General features: G+C 43.9%; 20 protein-coding genes and 4 pseudogenes. 10 read left to right on the plus strand and 14 right to left on the minus strand.

The features are described from left to right. Nucleotides 1-177: 177 nt before the first annotated feature. The 7 genes and pseudogenes from BG74_RS20000 to BG74_RS09480 form a co-directional block, all read right to left on the minus strand. Entirely contained in the window at nucleotides 178-285 is a 108-nt protein-coding gene (locus tag BG74_RS20000; RefSeq protein WP_073961159.1) for a class II D-tagatose-bisphosphate aldolase non-catalytic subunit, read from the minus strand. Beyond that, on the minus strand, nucleotides 266-421 hold the full coding sequence (locus BG74_RS11860; protein WP_187202880.1) for a class II D-tagatose-bisphosphate aldolase non-catalytic subunit: 156 nt from the start codon (nucleotides 419-421) through the stop codon (nucleotides 266-268). The genes BG74_RS20000 and BG74_RS11860 overlap by 20 nt, the downstream gene beginning before the upstream one ends. A 385-nt stretch (nucleotides 422-806) precedes the next feature. Next, nucleotides 807-857, minus strand: a complete 51-nt coding sequence (locus tag BG74_RS20005) for a hypothetical protein (RefSeq protein ID WP_369678554.1) — start codon at nucleotides 855-857, stop codon at nucleotides 807-809. A gap of 202 nt (nucleotides 858-1,059) precedes the next feature. Further along, a pseudogene (gene agaR, locus BG74_RS09465) lies at nucleotides 1,060-1,828 on the minus strand (transcriptional repressor AgaR). Next, entirely contained in the window at nucleotides 1,828-1,950 is a 123-nt protein-coding gene (locus BG74_RS21060) for a hypothetical protein (RefSeq protein ID WP_439895734.1), read from the minus strand. The pseudogene agaR and the gene BG74_RS21060 overlap by 1 nt, the downstream one beginning before the upstream one ends. 56 nt (nucleotides 1,951-2,006) lie before the next feature. After that, nucleotides 2,007-2,193: pseudogene (locus tag BG74_RS21065) on the minus strand (Glu/Leu/Phe/Val dehydrogenase dimerization domain-containing protein); the annotation flags it as partial. Nucleotides 2,194-2,615: 422 nt separating this feature from the next. After that, nucleotides 2,616-4,007 (minus strand): amino acid permease (locus BG74_RS09480; RefSeq protein ID WP_244267506.1); only part of this gene is annotated, 1,392 nt, incomplete at its 5' end. Between the two features lie 1,586 nt (nucleotides 4,008-5,593). Between BG74_RS09480 and BG74_RS18545 the strand changes: the two genes are divergently transcribed. Together BG74_RS18545 and BG74_RS09490 are read left to right on the plus strand one after the other, a co-directional pair. After that, nucleotides 5,594-5,788 (plus strand): zinc-binding dehydrogenase, encoded by a 195-nt coding sequence (locus BG74_RS18545; RefSeq protein ID WP_066598102.1) that lies wholly within the window; start codon nucleotides 5,594-5,596, stop codon nucleotides 5,786-5,788. Between the two features lie 713 nt (nucleotides 5,789-6,501). Beyond that, the gene (locus BG74_RS09490) at nucleotides 6,502-6,690 is read left to right on the plus strand and encodes a hypothetical protein (RefSeq protein ID WP_066598104.1); all 189 of its coding nucleotides are present in this window, start codon (nucleotides 6,502-6,504) and stop codon (nucleotides 6,688-6,690) included. Nucleotides 6,691-6,744: 54 nt separating this feature from the next. Here BG74_RS09490 and BG74_RS19125 read toward each other — a convergent pair whose 3' ends face one another. Continuing rightward, on the minus strand, nucleotides 6,745-6,870 hold the full coding sequence (locus BG74_RS19125) for a hypothetical protein (protein WP_256364260.1): 126 nt from the start codon (nucleotides 6,868-6,870) through the stop codon (nucleotides 6,745-6,747). Here BG74_RS19125 and BG74_RS14555 point away from each other — a divergent pair. Continuing rightward, nucleotides 6,864-7,052: a hypothetical protein gene (locus tag BG74_RS14555; RefSeq protein WP_187202881.1), complete on the plus strand. Its 189-nt coding sequence runs from the start codon at nucleotides 6,864-6,866 to the stop codon at nucleotides 7,050-7,052. The two genes, BG74_RS19125 and BG74_RS14555, sit on opposite strands and share 7 nt — an antisense overlap. 355 nt (nucleotides 7,053-7,407) lie before the next feature. On the opposite strand, the gene BG74_RS14560 is transcribed toward BG74_RS14555, so the two are convergent. The 3 genes and pseudogenes from BG74_RS14560 to BG74_RS18550 form a co-directional block, all read right to left on the minus strand. After that, nucleotides 7,408-7,842 carry a hypothetical protein gene (locus BG74_RS14560; protein WP_187202882.1) on the minus strand — a complete coding sequence of 145 codons (435 nt, stop codon included), beginning with the start codon at nucleotides 7,840-7,842 and terminating at the stop codon, nucleotides 7,408-7,410. Between the two features lie 738 nt (nucleotides 7,843-8,580). Continuing rightward, a complete protein-coding gene (locus tag BG74_RS20010; protein WP_187202889.1) occupies nucleotides 8,581-8,703 on the minus strand; it encodes a lytic polysaccharide monooxygenase in 123 nt (40 codons plus the stop codon). A gap of 774 nt (nucleotides 8,704-9,477) precedes the next feature. Then, nucleotides 9,478-9,905: pseudogene (locus tag BG74_RS18550) on the minus strand (OsmC family peroxiredoxin); the annotation flags it as partial. A 396-nt stretch (nucleotides 9,906-10,301) separates the two neighbouring features. Here BG74_RS18550 and BG74_RS19130 point away from each other — a divergent pair. The 7 genes and pseudogenes from BG74_RS19130 to BG74_RS09515 all read left to right on the plus strand — a co-directional run bounded on the left by BG74_RS19130 (nucleotide 10,302) and on the right by BG74_RS09515 (nucleotide 15,328). Further along, entirely contained in the window at nucleotides 10,302-10,427 is a 126-nt protein-coding gene (locus tag BG74_RS19130; RefSeq protein WP_256364262.1) for a hypothetical protein, read from the plus strand. 471 nt (nucleotides 10,428-10,898) lie between these two features. After that, nucleotides 10,899-11,102 carry a helix-turn-helix domain-containing protein gene (locus BG74_RS20015; protein WP_066598107.1) on the plus strand — a complete coding sequence of 68 codons (204 nt, stop codon included), beginning with the start codon at nucleotides 10,899-10,901 and terminating at the stop codon, nucleotides 11,100-11,102. Between the two features lie 753 nt (nucleotides 11,103-11,855). Continuing rightward, nucleotides 11,856-12,056 carry a hypothetical protein gene (locus tag BG74_RS09505; RefSeq protein WP_066598111.1) on the plus strand — a complete coding sequence of 67 codons (201 nt, stop codon included), beginning with the start codon at nucleotides 11,856-11,858 and terminating at the stop codon, nucleotides 12,054-12,056. Between the two features lie 601 nt (nucleotides 12,057-12,657). After that, the gene (locus BG74_RS19135; protein ID WP_256364266.1) at nucleotides 12,658-12,891 is read left to right on the plus strand and encodes a dihydrodipicolinate synthase family protein; all 234 of its coding nucleotides are present in this window, start codon (nucleotides 12,658-12,660) and stop codon (nucleotides 12,889-12,891) included. 74 nt (nucleotides 12,892-12,965) lie between these two features. Further along, complete coding sequence (locus BG74_RS20020; protein ID WP_204376388.1) at nucleotides 12,966-13,094, plus strand: dihydrodipicolinate synthase family protein; 129 nt, start codon at nucleotides 12,966-12,968, stop codon at nucleotides 13,092-13,094. Between the two features lie 467 nt (nucleotides 13,095-13,561). After that, on the plus strand, nucleotides 13,562-13,732 hold the full coding sequence (locus BG74_RS20025) for an L-rhamnose mutarotase (RefSeq protein ID WP_369678555.1): 171 nt from the start codon (nucleotides 13,562-13,564) through the stop codon (nucleotides 13,730-13,732). A gap of 404 nt (nucleotides 13,733-14,136) precedes the next feature. Next, nucleotides 14,137-15,328 (plus strand): annotated as a pseudogene (locus BG74_RS09515) (iron-containing alcohol dehydrogenase). A 981-nt stretch (nucleotides 15,329-16,309) separates the two neighbouring features. On the opposite strand, the gene BG74_RS09520 reads toward BG74_RS09515, so the two are convergent. From BG74_RS09520 to BG74_RS18570, 3 genes are all read right to left on the minus strand, one after another. Continuing rightward, nucleotides 16,310-16,615 (minus strand): M66 family metalloprotease, encoded by a 306-nt coding sequence (locus tag BG74_RS09520; protein ID WP_066598112.1) that lies wholly within the window; start codon nucleotides 16,613-16,615, stop codon nucleotides 16,310-16,312. Between the two features lie 2,288 nt (nucleotides 16,616-18,903). Continuing rightward, nucleotides 18,904-19,095 carry a GntT/GntP/DsdX family permease gene (locus BG74_RS18565; protein ID WP_073961160.1) on the minus strand — a complete coding sequence of 64 codons (192 nt, stop codon included), beginning with the start codon at nucleotides 19,093-19,095 and terminating at the stop codon, nucleotides 18,904-18,906. 261 nt (nucleotides 19,096-19,356) lie between these two features. Beyond that, complete coding sequence (locus BG74_RS18570) at nucleotides 19,357-19,536, minus strand: GntT/GntP/DsdX family permease (RefSeq protein ID WP_066598114.1); 180 nt, start codon at nucleotides 19,534-19,536, stop codon at nucleotides 19,357-19,359. Nucleotides 19,537-19,563 lie beyond the last annotated feature (27 nt).

A 19,563-nucleotide genomic window follows, 5' to 3' on the forward strand; every position in this document is an offset into this window, starting at 1 on the left:
AGCGCCGGTGCAATATGTTGCTGTTGGGGAGTGCCGGGGTAAAGCGCTGCCAGTAGCCGGGATGATCGCCTATCACCTGTTCCAGAGTGGCGCAAAAGATGGGTAGCGCGATATATTCACCGCGCACTCCTGCCCAATGCGGTCCAGCGCGAACAGTGTCTCACGCAGAGCATAGGGTCACAGGGCCGGTCCGACTTTGAGGATATTCAAGTGGTCGTGCACTAACCTGGCGATACGCTTGGGCTGATAGTCGGTAGAGTGCGCTTCATAGACCATATTGGCCATTGCTCGATGAAACGGCTAAGAGGGCGGCAGCTCGCTCGGGCCGATAGTGCTCCGCGCTCTGATGATCGAATTCCACCTCCGGCTGCACCACAAACCCGATAACCCGCGATACTGCTACCAGGGCCAGGCGCGCCACGCCTGACGGTGGGTGTTCAATGTCTGCGCCAACTGACTGCGTAGGTTACCACAGCCCGTCCAGGGGCTTCATACATTCTGTCTGGAATCGGGAATTCCATACCGATGATGTACACCGGCGGTTCTCCTCCGTCCTGCCTCCAGAGCCGCTCTGACACCGTGTAAAGCCTGGCGGAGCACTGGGATACCTACTCATCGTCCAACTGCGCCAGGTCATCATGACAGCACATCGAGCAATCCAGATGGATCTTGCAAAATTCCCGCCGCGACATAATTGTCTATCAATGTCTCGGAAGGTTATTGCCTCCGACGCCGGCTGATTCCGCTAGGTGTTATGGCCAAGGTGATCGCCGTCCAGCCAAATCCGTTGCCGTAGCAGCCTGCAGTCATCCATCCTCCTGGCGCCAGACCGCGTCGAAAAACTTCGGCGGCGTCATGCCGGTGTAGCTGCCGAATTGATTAACCTGGTTTTAGGTAACTTCAGTCAGCACCGTTCGTCACAGCGCATCGCCTGTGCCATTGCAGCGCTGATCACCCAAGGATGGGCGGAACACACCGAGAAAAAGCCCACCTACTCGCCCGCTTTATGCCGTTCGATCAGTGCTATCAGCTGTTCATTGGAACTCCTGGAAAGTGTGGCTAACGATCAGCGATGATCACCTCGACGCCGAGATCGCGTAGAGCACGCAAGTAGTAGTCGGAAATCCCACTGCCGGTTATCAGACGGTGGATCTGATCCACCTCGCGGATCATGCAGAAACTGATGCGGCCGAACTTATTCGGCGTTCGGCTACAGCGATGATCTCTCGCGACACATCGCACATAACGCGATTCAGCTATACTTCTCCCTGGTGACGCGTGGTAGTGCTGCAGACAAAATCCAGCGCGTCGACTCTGAGAAACGGCTTATCAAACTGATACTGACAGATATGTTGTTCGGCTACCGGGCTGCTCAGCGAGCACGAATGACCGTGTACACTGCTGCCGATGAATATTAACTCAATGTGATCTTGCCCGCTAACTCGTAAGCAATGTTAAGCGCATTGGTCATCACCACCAATCTCCGTTTCTCCTGCAGCGGGCCAGTCATCAGGCTGGTGGTGGATCCGGAATCGAGAATGATCGTATCACCGTCGTTCACCAGCACGGTGGTGGAACAGGCGATAGCAGTTTTGACATCGCGGTTGATGCGGCCTTTATTCTCCCAAATACCGGTCAAAAACGAACTACTTATTTAGCTTTGCGTTACCATAGCCGCGAATCGCACAGCTGCTTTTTTCCAAAAAAAGCAGATCGTTGTGGAAGTCACGGTACTGACATTGAACAGCGTGCTGAGCACCTCCACCCGCACTGCACCCTGACGGCACAACCGTTCTATAATCCCGACTAGTGGTAGGGCATTAATCATCACGGCTGGCACTTCTCCTCGCTGAGCAATGCCGCACCGTGTACTTGTATTCTACCGCTGTCGCCATAAACGGGCGGCAGCACGACGCCTGGGCTTACCCAGGGAATAAGGCAAGCACCCATGATAGCGGATAATAGCGGATAAATCTCGCTTATATTGGAAACGCACGTCGCCTTTTTCCTTTTCCCGGTCCGCGTGATAAATTTGTGCTGCACTCGAAAACCTTCAAAATGACGGATAGTGCCGTCATCCATTTCCAGGGGAACATCCATATCGGCGCTCGTTTTGGATGCTGCAACGTATCTTGCCTAGAGGGCCAGATCGCCTAAATACTGGAGCACGCGTTCCACCTTCACCAGAAAGATGGCCTAAAGCAACCCATCTTTCAATCTAAAAGATGGGACGGTAAAAGAAAAACACCACGGACATCGGGCGCTCACTCTGTATACCGGCGGGGCCGGCGGGGAATTGCACATCTATTTTTGTTTTAAGCTGCTGCGGCATAAGATTACCCATGCCCCTTCGAACTTTGCTGACACCGCCAAATGACCCGTGGAGTGCTGATGTCGCATCACCCCCCTTCCCTCTCGCCATCGCATGCGCGTTATTACTAGACTTCCCCTTCCCTTTCCCCTTCTCCCTCCTTCTACCGCATTAGCACGACGCGAGCGTTATTCAGCGGTCGCCATCACATGCCGCCTGCTCGGCCGGGACCCCTTCACCCATTGAAAGCGACGACGGGTATTCCTTTATCAGTGGCGTGCGCATATCAGCAGCGTGCACGCCCTTATAGCCGGGTGGCCTCAATGTCCATCTCCCGCGCCGGCGTCAGCCTGGTAACACTTGCGACGTCTCGATGGCGAGTAACTACCAGGCTGAGCAAAAAGACAGTCAGCGCCACTGCGCCCGTCATCAACGCTTCATAACGGTAGAGTGGCACGCAAGCCATGTAACCCAGCACAGTGGCAATAATGCCGATACACAACCAGTTAAGCCAAGGGAACAACCACATTTTGAACTGTGGCGACTGCCCTTGTTGCTCCAAGATGCCGCGCATTCGTAGTTGCGATATCGCAATCACTAAATACACCAGCAGCGCCACCGCGCCGGTGCTGGAGAGTAAAAAGCCAAACACTTTGCCGGGGAAAAGATAATTGGCCAGACAACCCAAAAACCCGGCCAAAGTAGAGGCCAGCACCGCGATACGCGGTGTTCCATGGTGTGAAACCCGTTTACCAGCCGCAGGCGCATCCCCCCGGCGGGCCAGCGCGTAAAACATACGTGAAGCGGTATATAAAGCGGAGTTCATACAGCTAGTTACCGCTATCAGCGCCACAAAATCCATAATCCGTTTGGCCCCAGGAACATTTAGCACAGACAGAGCATATTGAAAGGTTCCCTGGCAGGGAAGCTGCGGATCGTCCCAATTAATGAGGCAGACCACGAGAAAAATCGACAGAATATAAAACAGCGCGATTCGATAAATAATCAGGTTGGTAGACTTGCGAATTTGCTTTGCCGGCTCCTGTGATTCCGCCGCGGCAATACTCAAAATCTCCGCGCCAAAGAAAGAGAATATCGTCACCAAAATCCCACCCAACACCGCCCCAGGGCCGTTGGGAAGAAAACCTCCGTGACTGAACAGCCTCGCCGTTCCACTTATGTCGGCCAACGGCCAAAAACCTATCACTGCCAGCGTGCCGATGACGATAAATGCGATGATAGCCAGCACCTTTATTAGCGAAAGCCAGAACTCGAATTCGCCAAAATGCCTAACGTGGCAAAGGTTAGTCAAGGTCAATAATATTACAATGCCTACCGCGTATACCCAAGAAGGTACCGAGGGGAACCAGGCATACAATATATCCGCCCCAGCAATGGCTTCAACGGGGATCACCAATACCCAAAACCACCAGTAAAGCCAGCCGATTGTGAACCCCGCCCAGGGTCCAATTGCTCGGGCCGCATAAGTGGAAAATGAACCGGAGTCCGGTTGAGAGACGGCCATTTCGCCAAGCATACGCATCACCAATAACACCAATAACCCCGCAATAGCATAGGAAAAAAGGATTGCAGGGCCGGTAACAGCAATAGCATTAGCGGAGCCGATAAATAACCCGGCGCCGATAATACCGGCAATTGAAATCATAGTGACCTGACGGTTGGAAAGCCCCCCCCCNGAAGGGGGGGCTTCCGATACTTTTACTTTTTTCATACATCATCCTGCTAACTTAGCATTTGAAAAGGTTTTTCTCGGCAAAGCGTCGTCGTGCCTGAGATAAGCCTTTACCTTCGTCATTTCTACGAAAGGTTAATGTCTCCCTTACGTCAACAACTGCCTCTTCATGAGGAATTTGGCAGCATGATGTTAACCCTAGGTTACCCTCTATGATATATCATTTTCTTCTTGTTCACGACCAGCGCATATACGCTGAAATAGCGATTAATATTGCATTTTTAGTCATCGATCACATCCCACGCATGCGGTGAGCACAGGTTTAGCTAAAAAATTAGCATCTTCATATACTTTCCCCTCATCGACGCTTGACCCTTTCTCGGATGTCACAACGCAAGACGGTCTTTCTGATGACCGTTTGCTGCACTGTTGTTAAAAAGGTATCTCGCCGATGGCTTTCACATTAGTGATGAGCGAAATCCGAATTTGTTACAAATTTGGCTTATCAAAGCTACACTGGCCGTCGCGGGCATCTTTTTATGCCGCAGAGGGAGAGACAACCTCAGTAGTAACAGCAGAGTTTTTCCCTGTCTACAGTGGACGAGATAGCCAGGATAGGCAACATCATATAGGATCCGCTACGGAGCCTTACCTTGCCACCTCCCGCCATCAAGGTCGATGGAGTAAAGGAATAACTCGCTTCGGCAGAGATAACTCGCTACTCTGACCAAAGACAGCGATGCGCCCGACCATCGGTCATATTGAATGAAAAATTCAATTATAATTATAATTATTAAATTAATTTGGTCGTTGCTTTCCTAGCGCTAACTAGGGACAATCTTGCTTAGGCATATTATCTTCGGTTCCTCCCACTCCTGCGGCATCATCACGAGCCGGTTCGCCCGGCAATGCCTTTTCGGCCCTACAGAGGGTAGATGCTATTCCCAGCACGCCAGTCCTCCCGGATAAAATTATCCAGAATTATCCACACAATCTATTCTTTTCACATGTGTTTATACTAAGAGAAGTTACTCATGATGATGAAAGACGCAGTCGCGCAAGCCTTTAGCAAACCACTGGAGACAGAACAGGTACCGGTTCCCGAACATAGATCCCAGTCAGGTGCTGGTGAAAATCGCCGCAATGGGAGTTTACCACACAGACCTGCATACCATTGAGGGAGATTGGCCCGTCAAGCCTGTTCCTCCTTTCATTTCATTCTGGGCCATGAATGTGTCGGACATATCGTCAAAACCGGAGCGGGTGTCATCCATCTAAAATAAGGCAATCGCATCGGCGTTCCTCGGCTTTACTCGGCATGTGGACATTGCGACTACTGCCTGGACGGGTAAGAAACTCGATGCCCCCAACAGCAGAATTCCGGTTATTCTGTTAATTGCTGTTTTAATGAATATTGTCTGACTGACGCCGATTATATCGGTACTCCTTCCCGGATAATATTGATTATCATGATATTATATCCATCCTCTGCGCCTGCGTCACGATTCATAAGGGGCTTACAATAACCGATTCAAACCAAGCNATTAAGTGGTCGTCTTCAACGTCGGTGAGCTGGGTGTCACCTGGCGGTGCAATATGCCCTGGCGACGGAGCTAAATATCGACGCGGTGGATATTGATGACAGCAAACTGGAATTAGCGAAGCAATTAGGCGCCAGCGTAACGGTCAACGCCCGTAATAGCGATGATCCAGTAGCCCATTTAAAGCAGGAGATAGACACGTGCACGGTGTGCTGGTTACCGCGTCTCTCCCCATGTATTTGAAGAGCCTATCGGCATGGCGGCCCGGTACCATTTACCCTCAATGGCTTGCCGCCGGGCAAATTCGATCTCTCGATCTTTGACGTGGTGCTTTCAGCAGGCAACAATAAATCAGGGAGTGAGCTACGACTTCTCCATTTCATATATTATTATATATAATATATGAAATATTATGAATATAATAATTTAAAATTTATTACTAATAATTATTTATATTATTCATATTTTTGCTGACCAATGAGTTAATACATCTATTTTTTACCTAATTTCCCAAGCCTTAATGATAATCATAACTGTGAATGTGATCATAATAACTATTTTAAGTGCAGAATATACTGTTAATAACTTATATTATTATCAATAGAATATACCGTTGCGTCAAACTAAATAACGCTTCGCGTTACGACAGCACTGGGTATTACTACTAATACATTCACTATTAATAATAGTACAGGAGATTAGCTCCATATTTCCTGAAGCTATTTACTATAGTAATAAGTAGAATCAAACTGAAAGTGAACATGGAAGGCATAATATATAAAGATCCAGGGAATTGTCTATAGACTATGAAGGTATTTGCATTACTGCAGAGACAGGAAAGAGCATCCACCATTTCAAAAAAGGTGACCAGGTGATAATTTCCTACGTCACTGCTTACAGAACCTGCCGATATTACAAGCTCGCTGCTGTCCCATTGTGAGGAAGGCGGTTAGATTTTGTGGCATCTCATTGACAACACGCAGGCGGAATATGTCCGCATTCTGCATGCGGACAGCAGCTTTTATCTTCTGCCGGGTAATATGGATGAGGAAGCTGCACTGATGCTAAGCGATATTTTACCAACCGTTTTTGAAATAAAGATATTTAATGGCAAAGTGAAACAGGGAGAGAAAGTAGTACACTGACACACTGGCACACTGGCATTAGTGTAAGTCAGGCCGGTTGGCATAGAGGCCATGTTAACGGCGCAATTTTTCTCGTCGGCAAAAATTATCATGATCGATAAGGAAAAACAACGTTTGGTAATAACCAAGCGCTTTGCCGCCACTGAAATCATTAATCCTCAAGGCAGGACGTTGTGGCACAAATATCGGCATTAGCCGGTGGAGACAGTATAGATGTGGTGGTTGGAATGCGTGGGATTAGGATCAACATTCAAAATCTGCCAGGATATCGTACGAAAGGCGGCCACATTGCCAATGTCGGCGTACACGGCAAGCAGGTCGACCTGCATCTGGAAACTTGTGGATTAAAAACATTACGCTGACGACCGGTTTAGTGAATACCACCAGTAAACCGATGCTATTAAAAGCCCTTAATCACATCCGGGTGAACCCGAATAAATTGTCACGCACCATTTCACCCTCCGAAATTGGATAAAGCCTATGAGGTCTTTGCCCATGTCACGCAGGAAAAAGCTATGAAAGTTGTCATCCCGACCTATTAAACAGCACAAAAGAGTGCGGTATAGATTACGCAGGCAGGCGCAGAAACGTTCATTGTCATTGATAACGCTCGGCGGCTGTTACTTTTTGCAGTCCGTGATGTACTGCCGTGCCAGAATAAGAGGTTAATTCTCTTTACCGCCTACTTAACCAGGGTATCCATTTTGCTGCCGGTAGTCATGGTGCTACATCATGCCAGCAGTGATGGAAAAAGCGATCGCGATAACCTGGATGAACGTAAGATGTTCGGAAAGAAAACGTAAGATGTTCGGAAAGAATGATAAAGGCGATGATCGCCACTATCGCCTGTTCTATACTAATCAAAATGCTGAACGTCTTATGCAGCAAGCATTTCATCGCTGCCATCTCCAGCGACATCAGCACTAAACTGGAAAAAAGGCGATCAAAAGTCCTATCAATACCAAATAAGGGTATGCCATAATATGGCCGGCATCGATAATCCTCACCAGAAACGTCACAATTGAGGCAAAAATCAAGCCGATCGCCCGTATAGCCGAGGTGGAGATGGCTCAGTTTATTGCCGAATATGATATGTAGCGCCCAGAAAAACACTGTACACAGTACAAAGAACACACCGTTGGTAGTGTCCAAGGCGCTTTAATTCTTATTTAATAGAAGAATAAGAAAAATACCGATAGCCGCAAGGGCAATCCAGATTAAGTCGATTAGCCTGCGGGAATGAATCAGCGTTACACTAAGCGGCCCGGTAAATTCAACGGCGATCGCCAGGCTAAAAGGTTAGCCTGTATCAACAGATAAAAGCATAGATTCATCACGCCAAGCGTGACGCGTCACGCCATACCTGGGCGATGCAACACAAATCGCCCAGGATGATTTGCGCGCTGCACATCAGTAAGATGATGGCCGAAATCGGCGCGAGGAGCCATGGCCCCCTATCGCCCCACCAGCGGAAATAAAAAAGTCGTACAACGACGTACTGATACTCAGTGATAATATTGATCCCAGCATCATGAGAAAGGGAACTATGCGGTCCGATGCAAATACTTGCATAATATTTAACCGCTTACCCTATTCATTGAGGAGGGGATTTTACCATGTAATAGCATGATTAGAAATGAAAATAAAACGAAGGTGATAGCTCGAAGAGAAAGGCAGCGGGATTATCGCATTAAGCACTCTCTACCCTACCGTGACCGTTTAACCAATCTCCGCATCTATTACCTGGTAAAAAGCATTTCCTGTATCATCAACATTCTAAACTACAATAACTACATGATAAATAGAATAATTTTACGAAATTTTATATTCGATCGTGACGCTTTCAGGAGAAATTTCGTCATCGGCGGACCTATCTACAGCGGGCGCAGATCAAACTGTGCGGCTTAGCGGATTATTGGGATCCCAATCCTCACGGGTGATATATAACTGCCACGACTCGGTGTGGTGCTGTACCTCTAATCGCCAATGAAGGACATTATTGCCAGTTTTAATCGGTTATTGACTATAGCACTATCTACCAGTCCTCGTCGGAAAACCCTTTCGGCCCCTCCAGCTATTGAGGATCCCATTATACATGACCATAGTTAATGTTTAATGCGCCCCCTTCTCCAGTACATAAAAACGCGCGTCTTTTAGTTCATCGATAACACTGTGTTTCAGCTGTATATATAGCGCGGGCAGGCATGGCGAAAAGGTTATCGACTAATGCTATATCAGAAATCATCGCAATTAAAACGCTCATTGAGATCTCCTCCTTAAGTGATACCGTTCTAATACGTTACCGGTCGGAATAAACTATAAATCTACTTTATTAATACGCCGATAAATAAATTTTTGAGATAAAAAGCGTTTTTTAACTGGATAACACAGTCTGATACTTTCATTATTCCCGTTAAAATTTTTAGTTTTTGGACCAAAATAGGCGCTGACATGACGCTTCTGTAGAATATATCATCAATATTTTTCTATGGAATTATAATCTGACGCATTATATTTTTAGTGAATATATTGAAACAGATCTCTAGCGAATAAATAAACAATTATGAGTTATAAAAATCATTTTTCTTTTAATCAAGGATGGATGTAGAGAATTTTGGCAGATTACCGCGGATCAGACACCGACAAGCACGTGAGTCCGTCTCGCTGGCAGGTTAATAGCCATTATGCTAATGAAAGTAGCCCCAGCATCCATGTGGAGGTGGGGGGTGATCGCCCATCATTAGAGGCTATTAACCAATTGTTATAAAAGAGATAATTAATCTTATAATTCATATGATAATTGAAAGTGGTTCCCGATTTTACCAGCTGTGACAAATGACACCCTGCTTTCACCTTCTAGATGATTTTGTCAAAGGCCGCTTCATCGATGTTCGGGGCGTTGACTTTACTGTCCAGGGAGATTTTAGTTATGACAAATCCTCCCCTAACCTTGTCCGATGAAACATCGGCGGTGGTGTCAATACTTTCCTGGGCTTAGTCTTTTACGCCCAACATCAGCGACAGTACCATCGAGAAACAACCCGCATGAGCAGCGCCGATCAGTTCTTCGGGGTTAGTCTCCCCACCAAACCTTCAAAACGCGTATTTAAGCCATAAAATTACTACTTTAAGGAGTATATTTCGATATAAATAGTTCTATTTATGCGTTTTATATCTCCTGAAAAATTAGATTTTAATTTCTTATTAATTGTAATAATATTCAAATATTTTCCATAAAATAATGGAAAGTATAGAAATAATTTCACCCCTGCCGTGGATAGTATTTCCGCCGACGGCCATGAGCGGATTTGATGGCATCTAGAATGAGCCTTAGCCACAACACCTTAGCGGGGAATTCCCAAAAAACCGTTCTTTTACCTTATCCTATTCGATACACCGCGACCCCCCCCACAGCACTAAGATCATTGCACAACGAGGCTCGACCCTAAATTCACGGATATGGATACTGTCCCTGTCGGAGGGATAAATGGACGTTACTGCGATAAAAAATGACCATAACTGAAAAAATTATGGAACAAATAGCTTCGCAAATCACCTAGGGAAAAATCAAGCCAGGGCAACTTCTGCTAAACGAGCATGCGATTGGCGAAATGTTCAATGTTATCCGCAGCTGGGTGCGTAAGGTGTTGCTCGCCCTCTCGCTGATAGGCTTGTTCGAAATAAAACTGGGGGATGATAGTTACGTTTTCAAAAACAATCTACATTTGCCGGAATAAACCATTTCTTATATTTTCAACAAGTAAATTAATAAGTTTTATTAATTCTACGCAGTGTGTAGATTGATTGAAGAAGAGGTCTACTTGACTGCGCTGAATATTGTCAATCGTGACAACCTCATCCGCCTACAATCCATTATCTGAAACATGACAGAAGTGCCGATTTCGAGCGCAGCAAACTGGAAGATTATCATTATTTATTGGATGAATATGATCTTCTGATAGGTAGGATTTACGATAACCAAATTCTACGACAAGCTGATGCAAACTATGGTCATGCTGCGCAAGGACTTTTCGTACAAGCTCTTGAATGCGGAAGGCGCAATGGCCCATAGTTTTAAACTCAGTCTGAAAATTCATGACTTGTTTATTAGGCTATCGATAAAGCGCAATTAAAGAAGAATCTGTAAAACTTTTACTAATCGTCGCGCAAATTTTGCGGCAAGATAGCGGATAATTCTGATAATCAATATGGCTAAAGTAAAATCAGCGGAGAGAACTTTCAGGTTAGTGAAATTAATCGCTAGCCATCGTGAGGGGATGAGTTTTTCTCAATTGCAGGCCAGTTTGGCTATCCCGTGCAGTTCGGCACACAACCTTATCCAAGAATTTCTGGATAATGATTATTTATTCTATATGCCTGATAAAAAATATTGTGCCAGAAAGGAAGGATAGAAGTCAATTACCACAGTATTCACTACATTGATGTGGTCTGCTATTTCCTAGGCGATCTGCAAGAAGTATATTATAACACTATAAAACATAACAAAATACTGGAATTTACTCGAACACGTTCGTCTATTATTCTGGATAATGGAGATATAGTAAATGCCAATATCCATATTAATCAATGTCATGATTTTACGCACCATGGAAACAGGAATTTTTTTTAAAATTGAAGGCACTTTGTGGGCGACATCAAAATTCATATTGGCGTCCTCTTAAATTACCTCAAAAAAATCCGTCGATAAGTTCGAATATATTCTCGATGATGGTAAAGAGTGCGGAAATTTTCCATAGACACAAACTAGTTCTCGGGTGCCTTTATCAGCCCAATAGTCGACCTGCAATGCAAAATGGAAGATGACAATTATCCCTACCTTAATAGCGTCGAGGATACCTGAAAAACCATGTGCATGGCAGAATCCTGCTACCGTTCATCCGCAATAGGCGTCACCCCAGTAACTTATTGAAAAGCTATTTAGGAGGAACGCCGTACTGCACATCACCGATACGCATCTTCATTTATGGGATCTGTCCCGAGCCCGGCGTCTATAGACGGATGCGATACCGGCACTGCAGCACTATGATGTGGCGTGGTAAAATTACCTGACAACAAGTAACCGCGACGAGCGCTGTTGCATCGATCGTTCGCTGTACGTAGAAGTGGACTTCTCTCCCGACCAATGGTAATTGGAAGCCAAATGCTTGCGCGAGCTGTGCGAAGACCTCGCCAATTATGCCTGTGGTGGCATCATTCCTACGGTGGCATCATTTCGATGGATTTGCAGCAAACCGGACGCCGTCGCTCGCTGGTGGGATGCGCTGGGTATTCTATCGCTGAGTGAAAGGCGTCAGGCACGTTTTTCACATGCCAGGACAGCCGTCAAACAGTTGACTGACGCCTGAATTCATCCGTAATGTCAACACTCTTTCTTAGCAATGCCTCTCCTATGATTTGAGGACCTACGTACGTAATGAGGAGTTGGGCGAAGTGGCTAGTTTTGCGTGCCAAGCCCCCTGCGAACCGACATTATATTGAATCATATAGGGATCGTGGATGTGCGATCGCCTGATGCGAGGCACAGGATACACCATGCGCTGTCGGCGTGCAACAACACCTTCTACAAAGTCTCGGCGTTATAAACTCTCCCAAAGCCAATATTAACCTTGTCCACCGCACACCATGGGTATTGCGCTCAAGACGTTTAGCCGCGATAAGGTTGTTTTTGCCAGCAATCTTCCTGTCTGAGATCTCGGGACAGGAATGGCGCCGTGGATCGATGTAATGATAGATATCACTCATGAATTCGGCGTTGACTATCAAGTCAGACTGTTTAGCATCAATGCTGCATAGCTTTATCTGTTGTCATGAATAAGGCGTTCATTCCCGGCAACAGGCGTCGTCACATTTTCATTTAAGCAAGAAAAAGTATATCCGTAAAGTTCATGGATCATTTCACCGGTTCCGGCGCTATTTGACGATCGGGAGCAGTTTGACGAAGCAGCGATAGGGCGTCTTATCGATCATTTGCTTACCACCGAGGTTGATGGATTATTTTTCCTCGGCAGCGCCAGGAAATTTGCGCACATGTCGGACGCGCTGCGCACGCAAGTAATGATATTTTGCATTGGCCATATCACCGGCCGCAAGTCCGTGCTGGTGGGGATTACCCATTCTGACACGCAGGTGACGTTAACCTTCGGCCGGCTAGCGCAGGAATATGGCGCGGACGGCGGGTAGTGGTGAACCCTGGTATAACCACTGGCGGAAGACTATCTACCGCTAGATTATCGAGAATCTACCGTTTGCCAATCGTGCTCTATAATTTCCCGACGCTGAAAGGCCAATCCATTCCGGTAGCATGCATTGTCCGTCTGGCGCAGACGTGCTTGAATATCGTCTGCCTTAAGGATACCATCGATACTCTCATATTCGCGAAGTGATTCACGCCGTCAAGCTTCTGTACCCTGATTTTGCCGTGTTTGCCGACTGTGACGAATACTTGCTTGGCAAGTTAACTCTATATCCAGTCAGTGCTAATTCTTCCCAAAAGCTCACCTGTGAGATTTATCGCCACTGGCGGCAGGGTGAGTTTGACCAGGCCAATGCTCTGCAAATCCGGTTATCGTGGATCCCCCCTCTATACTGGCTTGAATATGCCGTTCTATAACGTCGTGAAATATGCCACGACACAGATCGGACTGGATATTCCTGTACATTTGCTATGCCCTACTAGTCCGCTTAATTAGCAGCGCAAAGGTCAAATTCGTGAAGTACCGGAGAACAGCAAGATTTTTTAACTTCGGAGAGAAATAGTATGAAACCAATTCAGAGTGTTGGTGTCGTGATCAAAGTTAAGCCAGAAAAGTATGTCTATTATGCGAAATTAGATGCTAATATCTAACCCGATATTAATACTATGATCAAAGAGTGTAATATTGCCAATTATTCTATTTACTTTAAGAATGGATATCTCTTCAGCTATTACGAGTATTATGGTTATAATTATCAGGATGACATGAAAAAATGGCTGCGGATCCGGTTATTCAACGATGGTGGGCAGAATGCGTCCCCTTCCTGACACCGCTTGAGACGCGCGCGCCTGAGGAATTATAGGTAACTATGGAAGAAGTCTACCATCTGGATTAACCGGCAGTATAGAGTAACATTATGTTCATCGATAAATACTTCGAAGAATTTGTGCTGGAAGACACCCGTACCACTACGGGACACACGATTACCGAAAACGATATCGCGTTACACACCGGCCAGACCCAGACCGGCGATTTTTATTCACATAATAATGTACGGATCAGCGAAAAAAAAGATCATCCTTGCAAATCGGGTTATGGATTGGTAACGGAACAGTTTGAAGTGCTCAATCAACGAGGCGTCTGCGTGCTGACAACACAACACATCTTATTAGTCGAAAAAATGCAGCCACACATAAGCATTCCTATCCATTATTTTTTCAATGAAAATAAGATAGCATACAGAATAGTTTTAAATGAAACAGGCCTAGTTTGGAGCTAGCGCGGTCGCACTATTGTTAACGAAGTTAACAAGCGCGTTTACCATAATGGCCTAGTGGTGACTGATAAAGTCCTGCGCGATTTTGGTGTACTGAATACAGTCACTACGCTCCTGCAGGATAATCATCTAGAATATGCAATTTTTGATAAAGTGATGCCTAATCCCACTATCAGGGTGGTAAAAAGGGGCTTGGAGTTGTTCCGACAAAGATTCGCCAATTATTTACTGTCGATCGGCAGTAGTTTCGCCATAGGATACTAGTAAAGCCGTAGAGATTATTATCAATAACCCTGAATTCTCTGATGTACGTAGTGTAGTCTTGAAGGGTTCTCGGCTACCCACAAACCTTCAGTACTGATCATTGCCGTACCTATCACATCGGGTACCGCAGCTGAAGTTAGCATCAATTATGTCATCACCGATGAGGTAAAACCGGCGTAAATTCTTTTGTATCGACTACATGATTTCCAGTTGTATCGATTGTAGACGCCGATATAATAGCCAGTGTGTCTGCCTTATTAAAAACCGCTACCGGAATTTACGCCCTCACCTATTCTATAGAAAGCTATATCACACGCAGCGCCTGGGAAATTACCGACATACTGCACCTGAAAGCCATCGAATTCATCGCCTGCTCTTTGAGGGATTCCCTTGCCGGTCACTCCGTAAAGGGATAAGGAATGGCGCTGACGCAATATATCGCCGGATGGGCTTCTCAAACGTCGGTCTCGGACTGGTGCACGGGATAGAGCATCCCTTGGGCGCTTTTTATGACTTACCGCATGGTATGGCGAATGCAGTATTGCTATCGCACGTCATGGGCTGGAATGGAATGCCAAATACGCTGGCGAAAAATATCGTCAAATCGCAGAAGATTTAGGCATAAGCGATGCGCGTAATGTAAGTATTGTACAGGCACGCCAGATGGCAGTCGATACGGTAAAATCCCTATGTTGTGACGTCCATATTCCTGGAGAACTACGCTAGGTAGGCATGAACGCAGAGGACATTCCTCAGTTGGTGCTAGATGACATCTGCACCGGCTGCAAATCCCCGAACCGCCGAAATTGACGATATTAAAGAGTTATATTTAATTAAGTGCAAGGAAAGCAGCCGGAAATTAGGACACACAGCGTCATGGTAAATAAAACGATGCTGATAACATCTCGTTTTACTGTGTCAAGTTACGTTACCTCTGCCTGTGCCTGAGCACACCGTCTGACGCTAGTGTAGACAGAGACGCGGAAACTTACTTTGCCAAAATTTGGCCAATTATATTCCGCATAAACCTACTTGCCGAGTAAGTCATTTCACTTCTTACCATCAATGCATTTCTGACAATCTACTCACCCTGGTCATTAGGAGTTGTAATGTATTCTTCCTTTGGGAGATTGAATATTACTAGTTATAATAGCAACATTATTATAATAAATAGTAATTGATAATGGGGAGAAAGACGAGGCCATATTAATATGAAGCTAGCTCATGGTGTTCGCATTGTTTCTTGCCGATCTTAACATAAAACTCACTCTTTGACCTGCATCATTTCTTATTTCCACATAGCATCGGCAAACCTTAATATCAAGGTCGCGATTGGAAGAAAAGGTGTTCCATAGGCACAATGGAGATCAAGTTATATATAAATATATAATGTATTTTTATGATCATAATAATAAATTATAGTTTTCACCTGGACATCCTGCTGAGTAGGTTTACAAACAACAGGAAACGAAAAATAATCCACACGCGTCCAGTTGGCCCCATTTGACTCGTAAATCAGAATATCCCCTGTCCCCATGCGCAATGAGTATAGATTGGCCATTAACATACACCTTATCATTAAGGTTGGGCAGTATAGCGTTCTGCGCATACTTCCATTATTTTTTACTTCATTCTGTTTCGAATAGCCGATAAGGAGAATTCAAATAGAAGGTGACTTTACTTTCAGAAAAATTCTGTATTTGGTGTAGCGTATACGCGTTGGTCGCAGCATAATTAGGACCGCTGTCAGCCATAACATCCGCACCAAACTTGTGCTTATTAAAAGGAGGTTAGCGTTCGTTATACCAACAATAATTTCCCCGATTGTATTTTATAAAAGTTGGGTAATAGGACTCTAGCCGCACTATCCCGCCCCAGGTAGAGTTAATATTTTCAGCAGAATGGTGTATAGAGCCAGCAAAATAATTTGGATAATTGAACTATCATCATAGCATAATTCATTACTTAACTCATTGCCAACACTTTTATCTAGGGTGACTATGCCTGCGCCGCCAGAACCACAGTGGACTTGCAGACCATTGCCATAATTACCAACAGTGTTATAGGCCGTAATTTGATCAGCCACAAATCGATTGCTCAAATTACGCTCACCCGTACCTGGTAAGCTGAAACTACCATATTTTGTATTATCGATACCTAGTAATATCAATTAATTACCAATTTTCTCTCTAAGATCAACCGTCTGACAACCCCTATATTATTTGATTGGTCATAATACGATGTCCCATCGGGCAGCATAATTTCCTGCCAGTAAACCGGTTCATACTGACTAACAATAAACCAACTGCAGGGAAGAAGCTAAAAATATTGCCGATGATAATCATCATTATGCTGAAAAGCGAAATATCATCTGTTTGGTGTCAGTATACCTACATCAATAGTGTGTAGCAAAATATTACCAGGAAATATAGTATCATACTAACTGTAGATGCCAAAAAATTACGTTCTTCAAATTGCAAAGTAGTGACTGGATAGATATATTGGTAAATAATAATGCAATTCTAGAAATTTTGTCTATAGATAATTTTATAATATTGCGCATCTTCCTAGCTAACCCATCCGATATTAATCGTAAAAAACTATTGTCCTCTCATATGTTAAAGTGATTGTACTTCTATACAAATTTATATTTCTTTCATAACCTTCATTTAAAATAAATATTATTTAATTTCCATCAATCGTTATATCATTTTCTGGAAAATAGAAATCATGTTCCTAACAGCTATCAGCAACCTTAATATTTAAGATGTCATTCTAAAAAAGTAAAAGTATTAAATAGATAGATTCGTGATAATTCGCGCTTTTTCACCATGTCTACTAATAATATAATCGTATGTCATGGGATCAACAGACGTATTTTCTCTATCAGATAAGGTAAATTCCATCGGTTGCGCCTATGTACTTTCTATTTTATTTAGGTAATATTTACTCACTCGTGATACATCTTGCGTCTTATCTGAATGGATGATGATCAGAATGGATGATGTTTGAAGACAGGATGTCATTCCGTTATAATGTAATTATCTTGCTATTATGAGTTACAATCGTTTCAGGAAGATAAATATATCTTAGCCAATGTTTATCATAGGTGTTTATTTTAATAGCATTTATATTATCCAATAAAATAATTTATATATCTACCATTAATATGGTTTTCATATTATCGAATTTATATTGACTATAAAAATATAATTATACAATACTGATTAAATAAATACAGATTCGTCTACATCCATTTTCTCGGATATTACGGGAAGTTCGTCAGGCGGGTTTAACCCGGTGGAGAAAATCGTCGATTTATATTTATCATTATCAAGAACGTGAAGTTGAATACATTCTTCATAATCACATTCTTAGCTCATGGGTCTAAATATTAACAGTGTATTTCTGAGAGATACAAGACATGGTTGAGTATCATCAAGTAACATTGATAATCTTGATGATGATATGGAAGAGTAAGAGAATAAGACGCTTCCTTCTGATTTACCTTCCAAATCGTTTCCTAGGACCAAATCATTAAAGAAAGATGGTAGATGCTATTTTTTATATCACACGTATAATTAATAATAATTAAGTATACAATATTACAAAATAAATAATTTAATCTCTTTAGGATTAAATTATTTATAGATTGATAAACATATAATAGTGTTGACGTATTTTTTTAACTTGGACCAGGCCTATTACAAGATGACGTGAATTCTATCTCTTAATAGAATCTCTTTTAGTGTTGGCTTCAATATTATTTGAAGAGATAAGAATAAATGGAATAAGATGGAAAATTCATGTTAATACAGGAAGATACTCACTAAACAGGAGAATTTTTCCTTAGCTATAATAAAGCGGTATCTTATGGTTATCTTTTGGTTTTTATCGGAAACCTATGATATGTTGTAAGGAATTCCATTCATACTTTTATGACTTTATGATATTCATACATTTCAAATAGTTGCCGGCTCAGACCCAGCTAAAGATACCAGAGCGTGCGCCAAAGACTGTGTTGTTAGGGTAGAACGGATAATTATCAGCGTTTTTCTCCTGTCTCATGCGCGAATCGCTATTAAGGATTAAATATCTACACTGTCGTCAACGACTGAATGTTTCCAGCAGTAGAAGATATAACCCATTACGTCTGAGTGATAAATGTCGTTTTCGATGCTCTGTGTGATGGGAAACGCGGTCTCTGCTAAAAGTCAGCGATCTGTACAGCCAAAAGGGCCATGGAATCTGGGTGAGGTTATCCTGCCAAGGCCTATGAAGGAGCTATAAAAAAGAGCACCATGAAAAATACAGCACCGTTATGACGCCAGTTAGAGAAACGGCAACGGATATTTGCACATTAAACAGTAGTTGGTAAGCCTGAGTAGCGATAAAGCAGCCATTGATTAGACTTTTATCCTATTTCACTATACTTGCAAAAAGAATGAATATCAGGCCTCATAAAGACAAGATTGTCGACATCAGCGTCCAGTATAATAAAGTTTCTTTTGTCGTCAGGACAAAGAAATCTTTTATCATCCAGAAGATAGCATCATTCACATGAGAACAAATGCAGGATCCAGCTCCTGTTACCAGCGTAACCAACGCCAAATTAGTGTTCGGATGTACAGCCAATAGCGGGATGATCAACCCTGCGGTAGAGATCGCTGTAACCTGTCGCTAACCATAGACAAATTATCAGGAATGTAACTACACCCCATGCAATTAAAATCAGGTTGATATCTATTCCAGATACTAAAGTAGAACTGTACTGAAAGTAGAACTGTACTGACCAATATCTGAATCGATAGGCGCCTGATTGAAGGTGCCACCGCTACCGATGATTAATAATAACCCCTAAATACCTGTAATGGCCTTGCCGTATTAGTCCATCAGTTCTGGGAGAGATTCTCATCTGCTAATGCCCATCGTATAAACTACGAAGATCGGTGAAATAAGCATCGTAATAGTGGAGTTTTCAATAAAAAGAAAGATATTATATAGTATACCAGTATCGACGGTATCTTTCGGACGCACCGTCTGCATTATTACCACCAGTGCTATCAAGATCACGGGTAATATCACTGTCATGAAACTGATACCAAACCCAGCACTTCC

Origin of the sequence: Sodalis-like endosymbiont of Proechinophthirus fluctus (assembly GCF_001602625.1) — a bacterium.
GTDB lineage: Bacteria > Pseudomonadota > Gammaproteobacteria > Enterobacterales > Enterobacteriaceae.

Bases quoted from the DNA above. Each gene is read 5' to 3' on its own strand.
- BG74_RS20000 (WP_073961159.1), bottom strand. From the start codon at position 285: ATGGCCAATATGGTCTATGAAGCGCACTCTACCGACTATCAGCCCAAG.
- BG74_RS21060 (WP_439895734.1), bottom strand. From the start codon at position 1,950: ATGGGTGCTTGCCTTATTCCCTGGGTAAGCCCAGGCGTCGTGCTGCCG.
- BG74_RS19130 (WP_256364262.1), top strand. From the start codon at position 10,302: ATGTTCAATGTTATCCGCAGCTGGGTGCGTAAGGTGTTGCTCGCCCTC.
- BG74_RS20015 (WP_066598107.1), top strand. From the start codon at position 10,899: ATGGCTAAAGTAAAATCAGCGGAGAGAACTTTCAGGTTAGTGAAATTA.
- BG74_RS18570 (WP_066598114.1), bottom strand. From the start codon at position 19,536: ATGACAGTGATATTACCCGTGATCTTGATAGCACTGGTGGTAATAATG.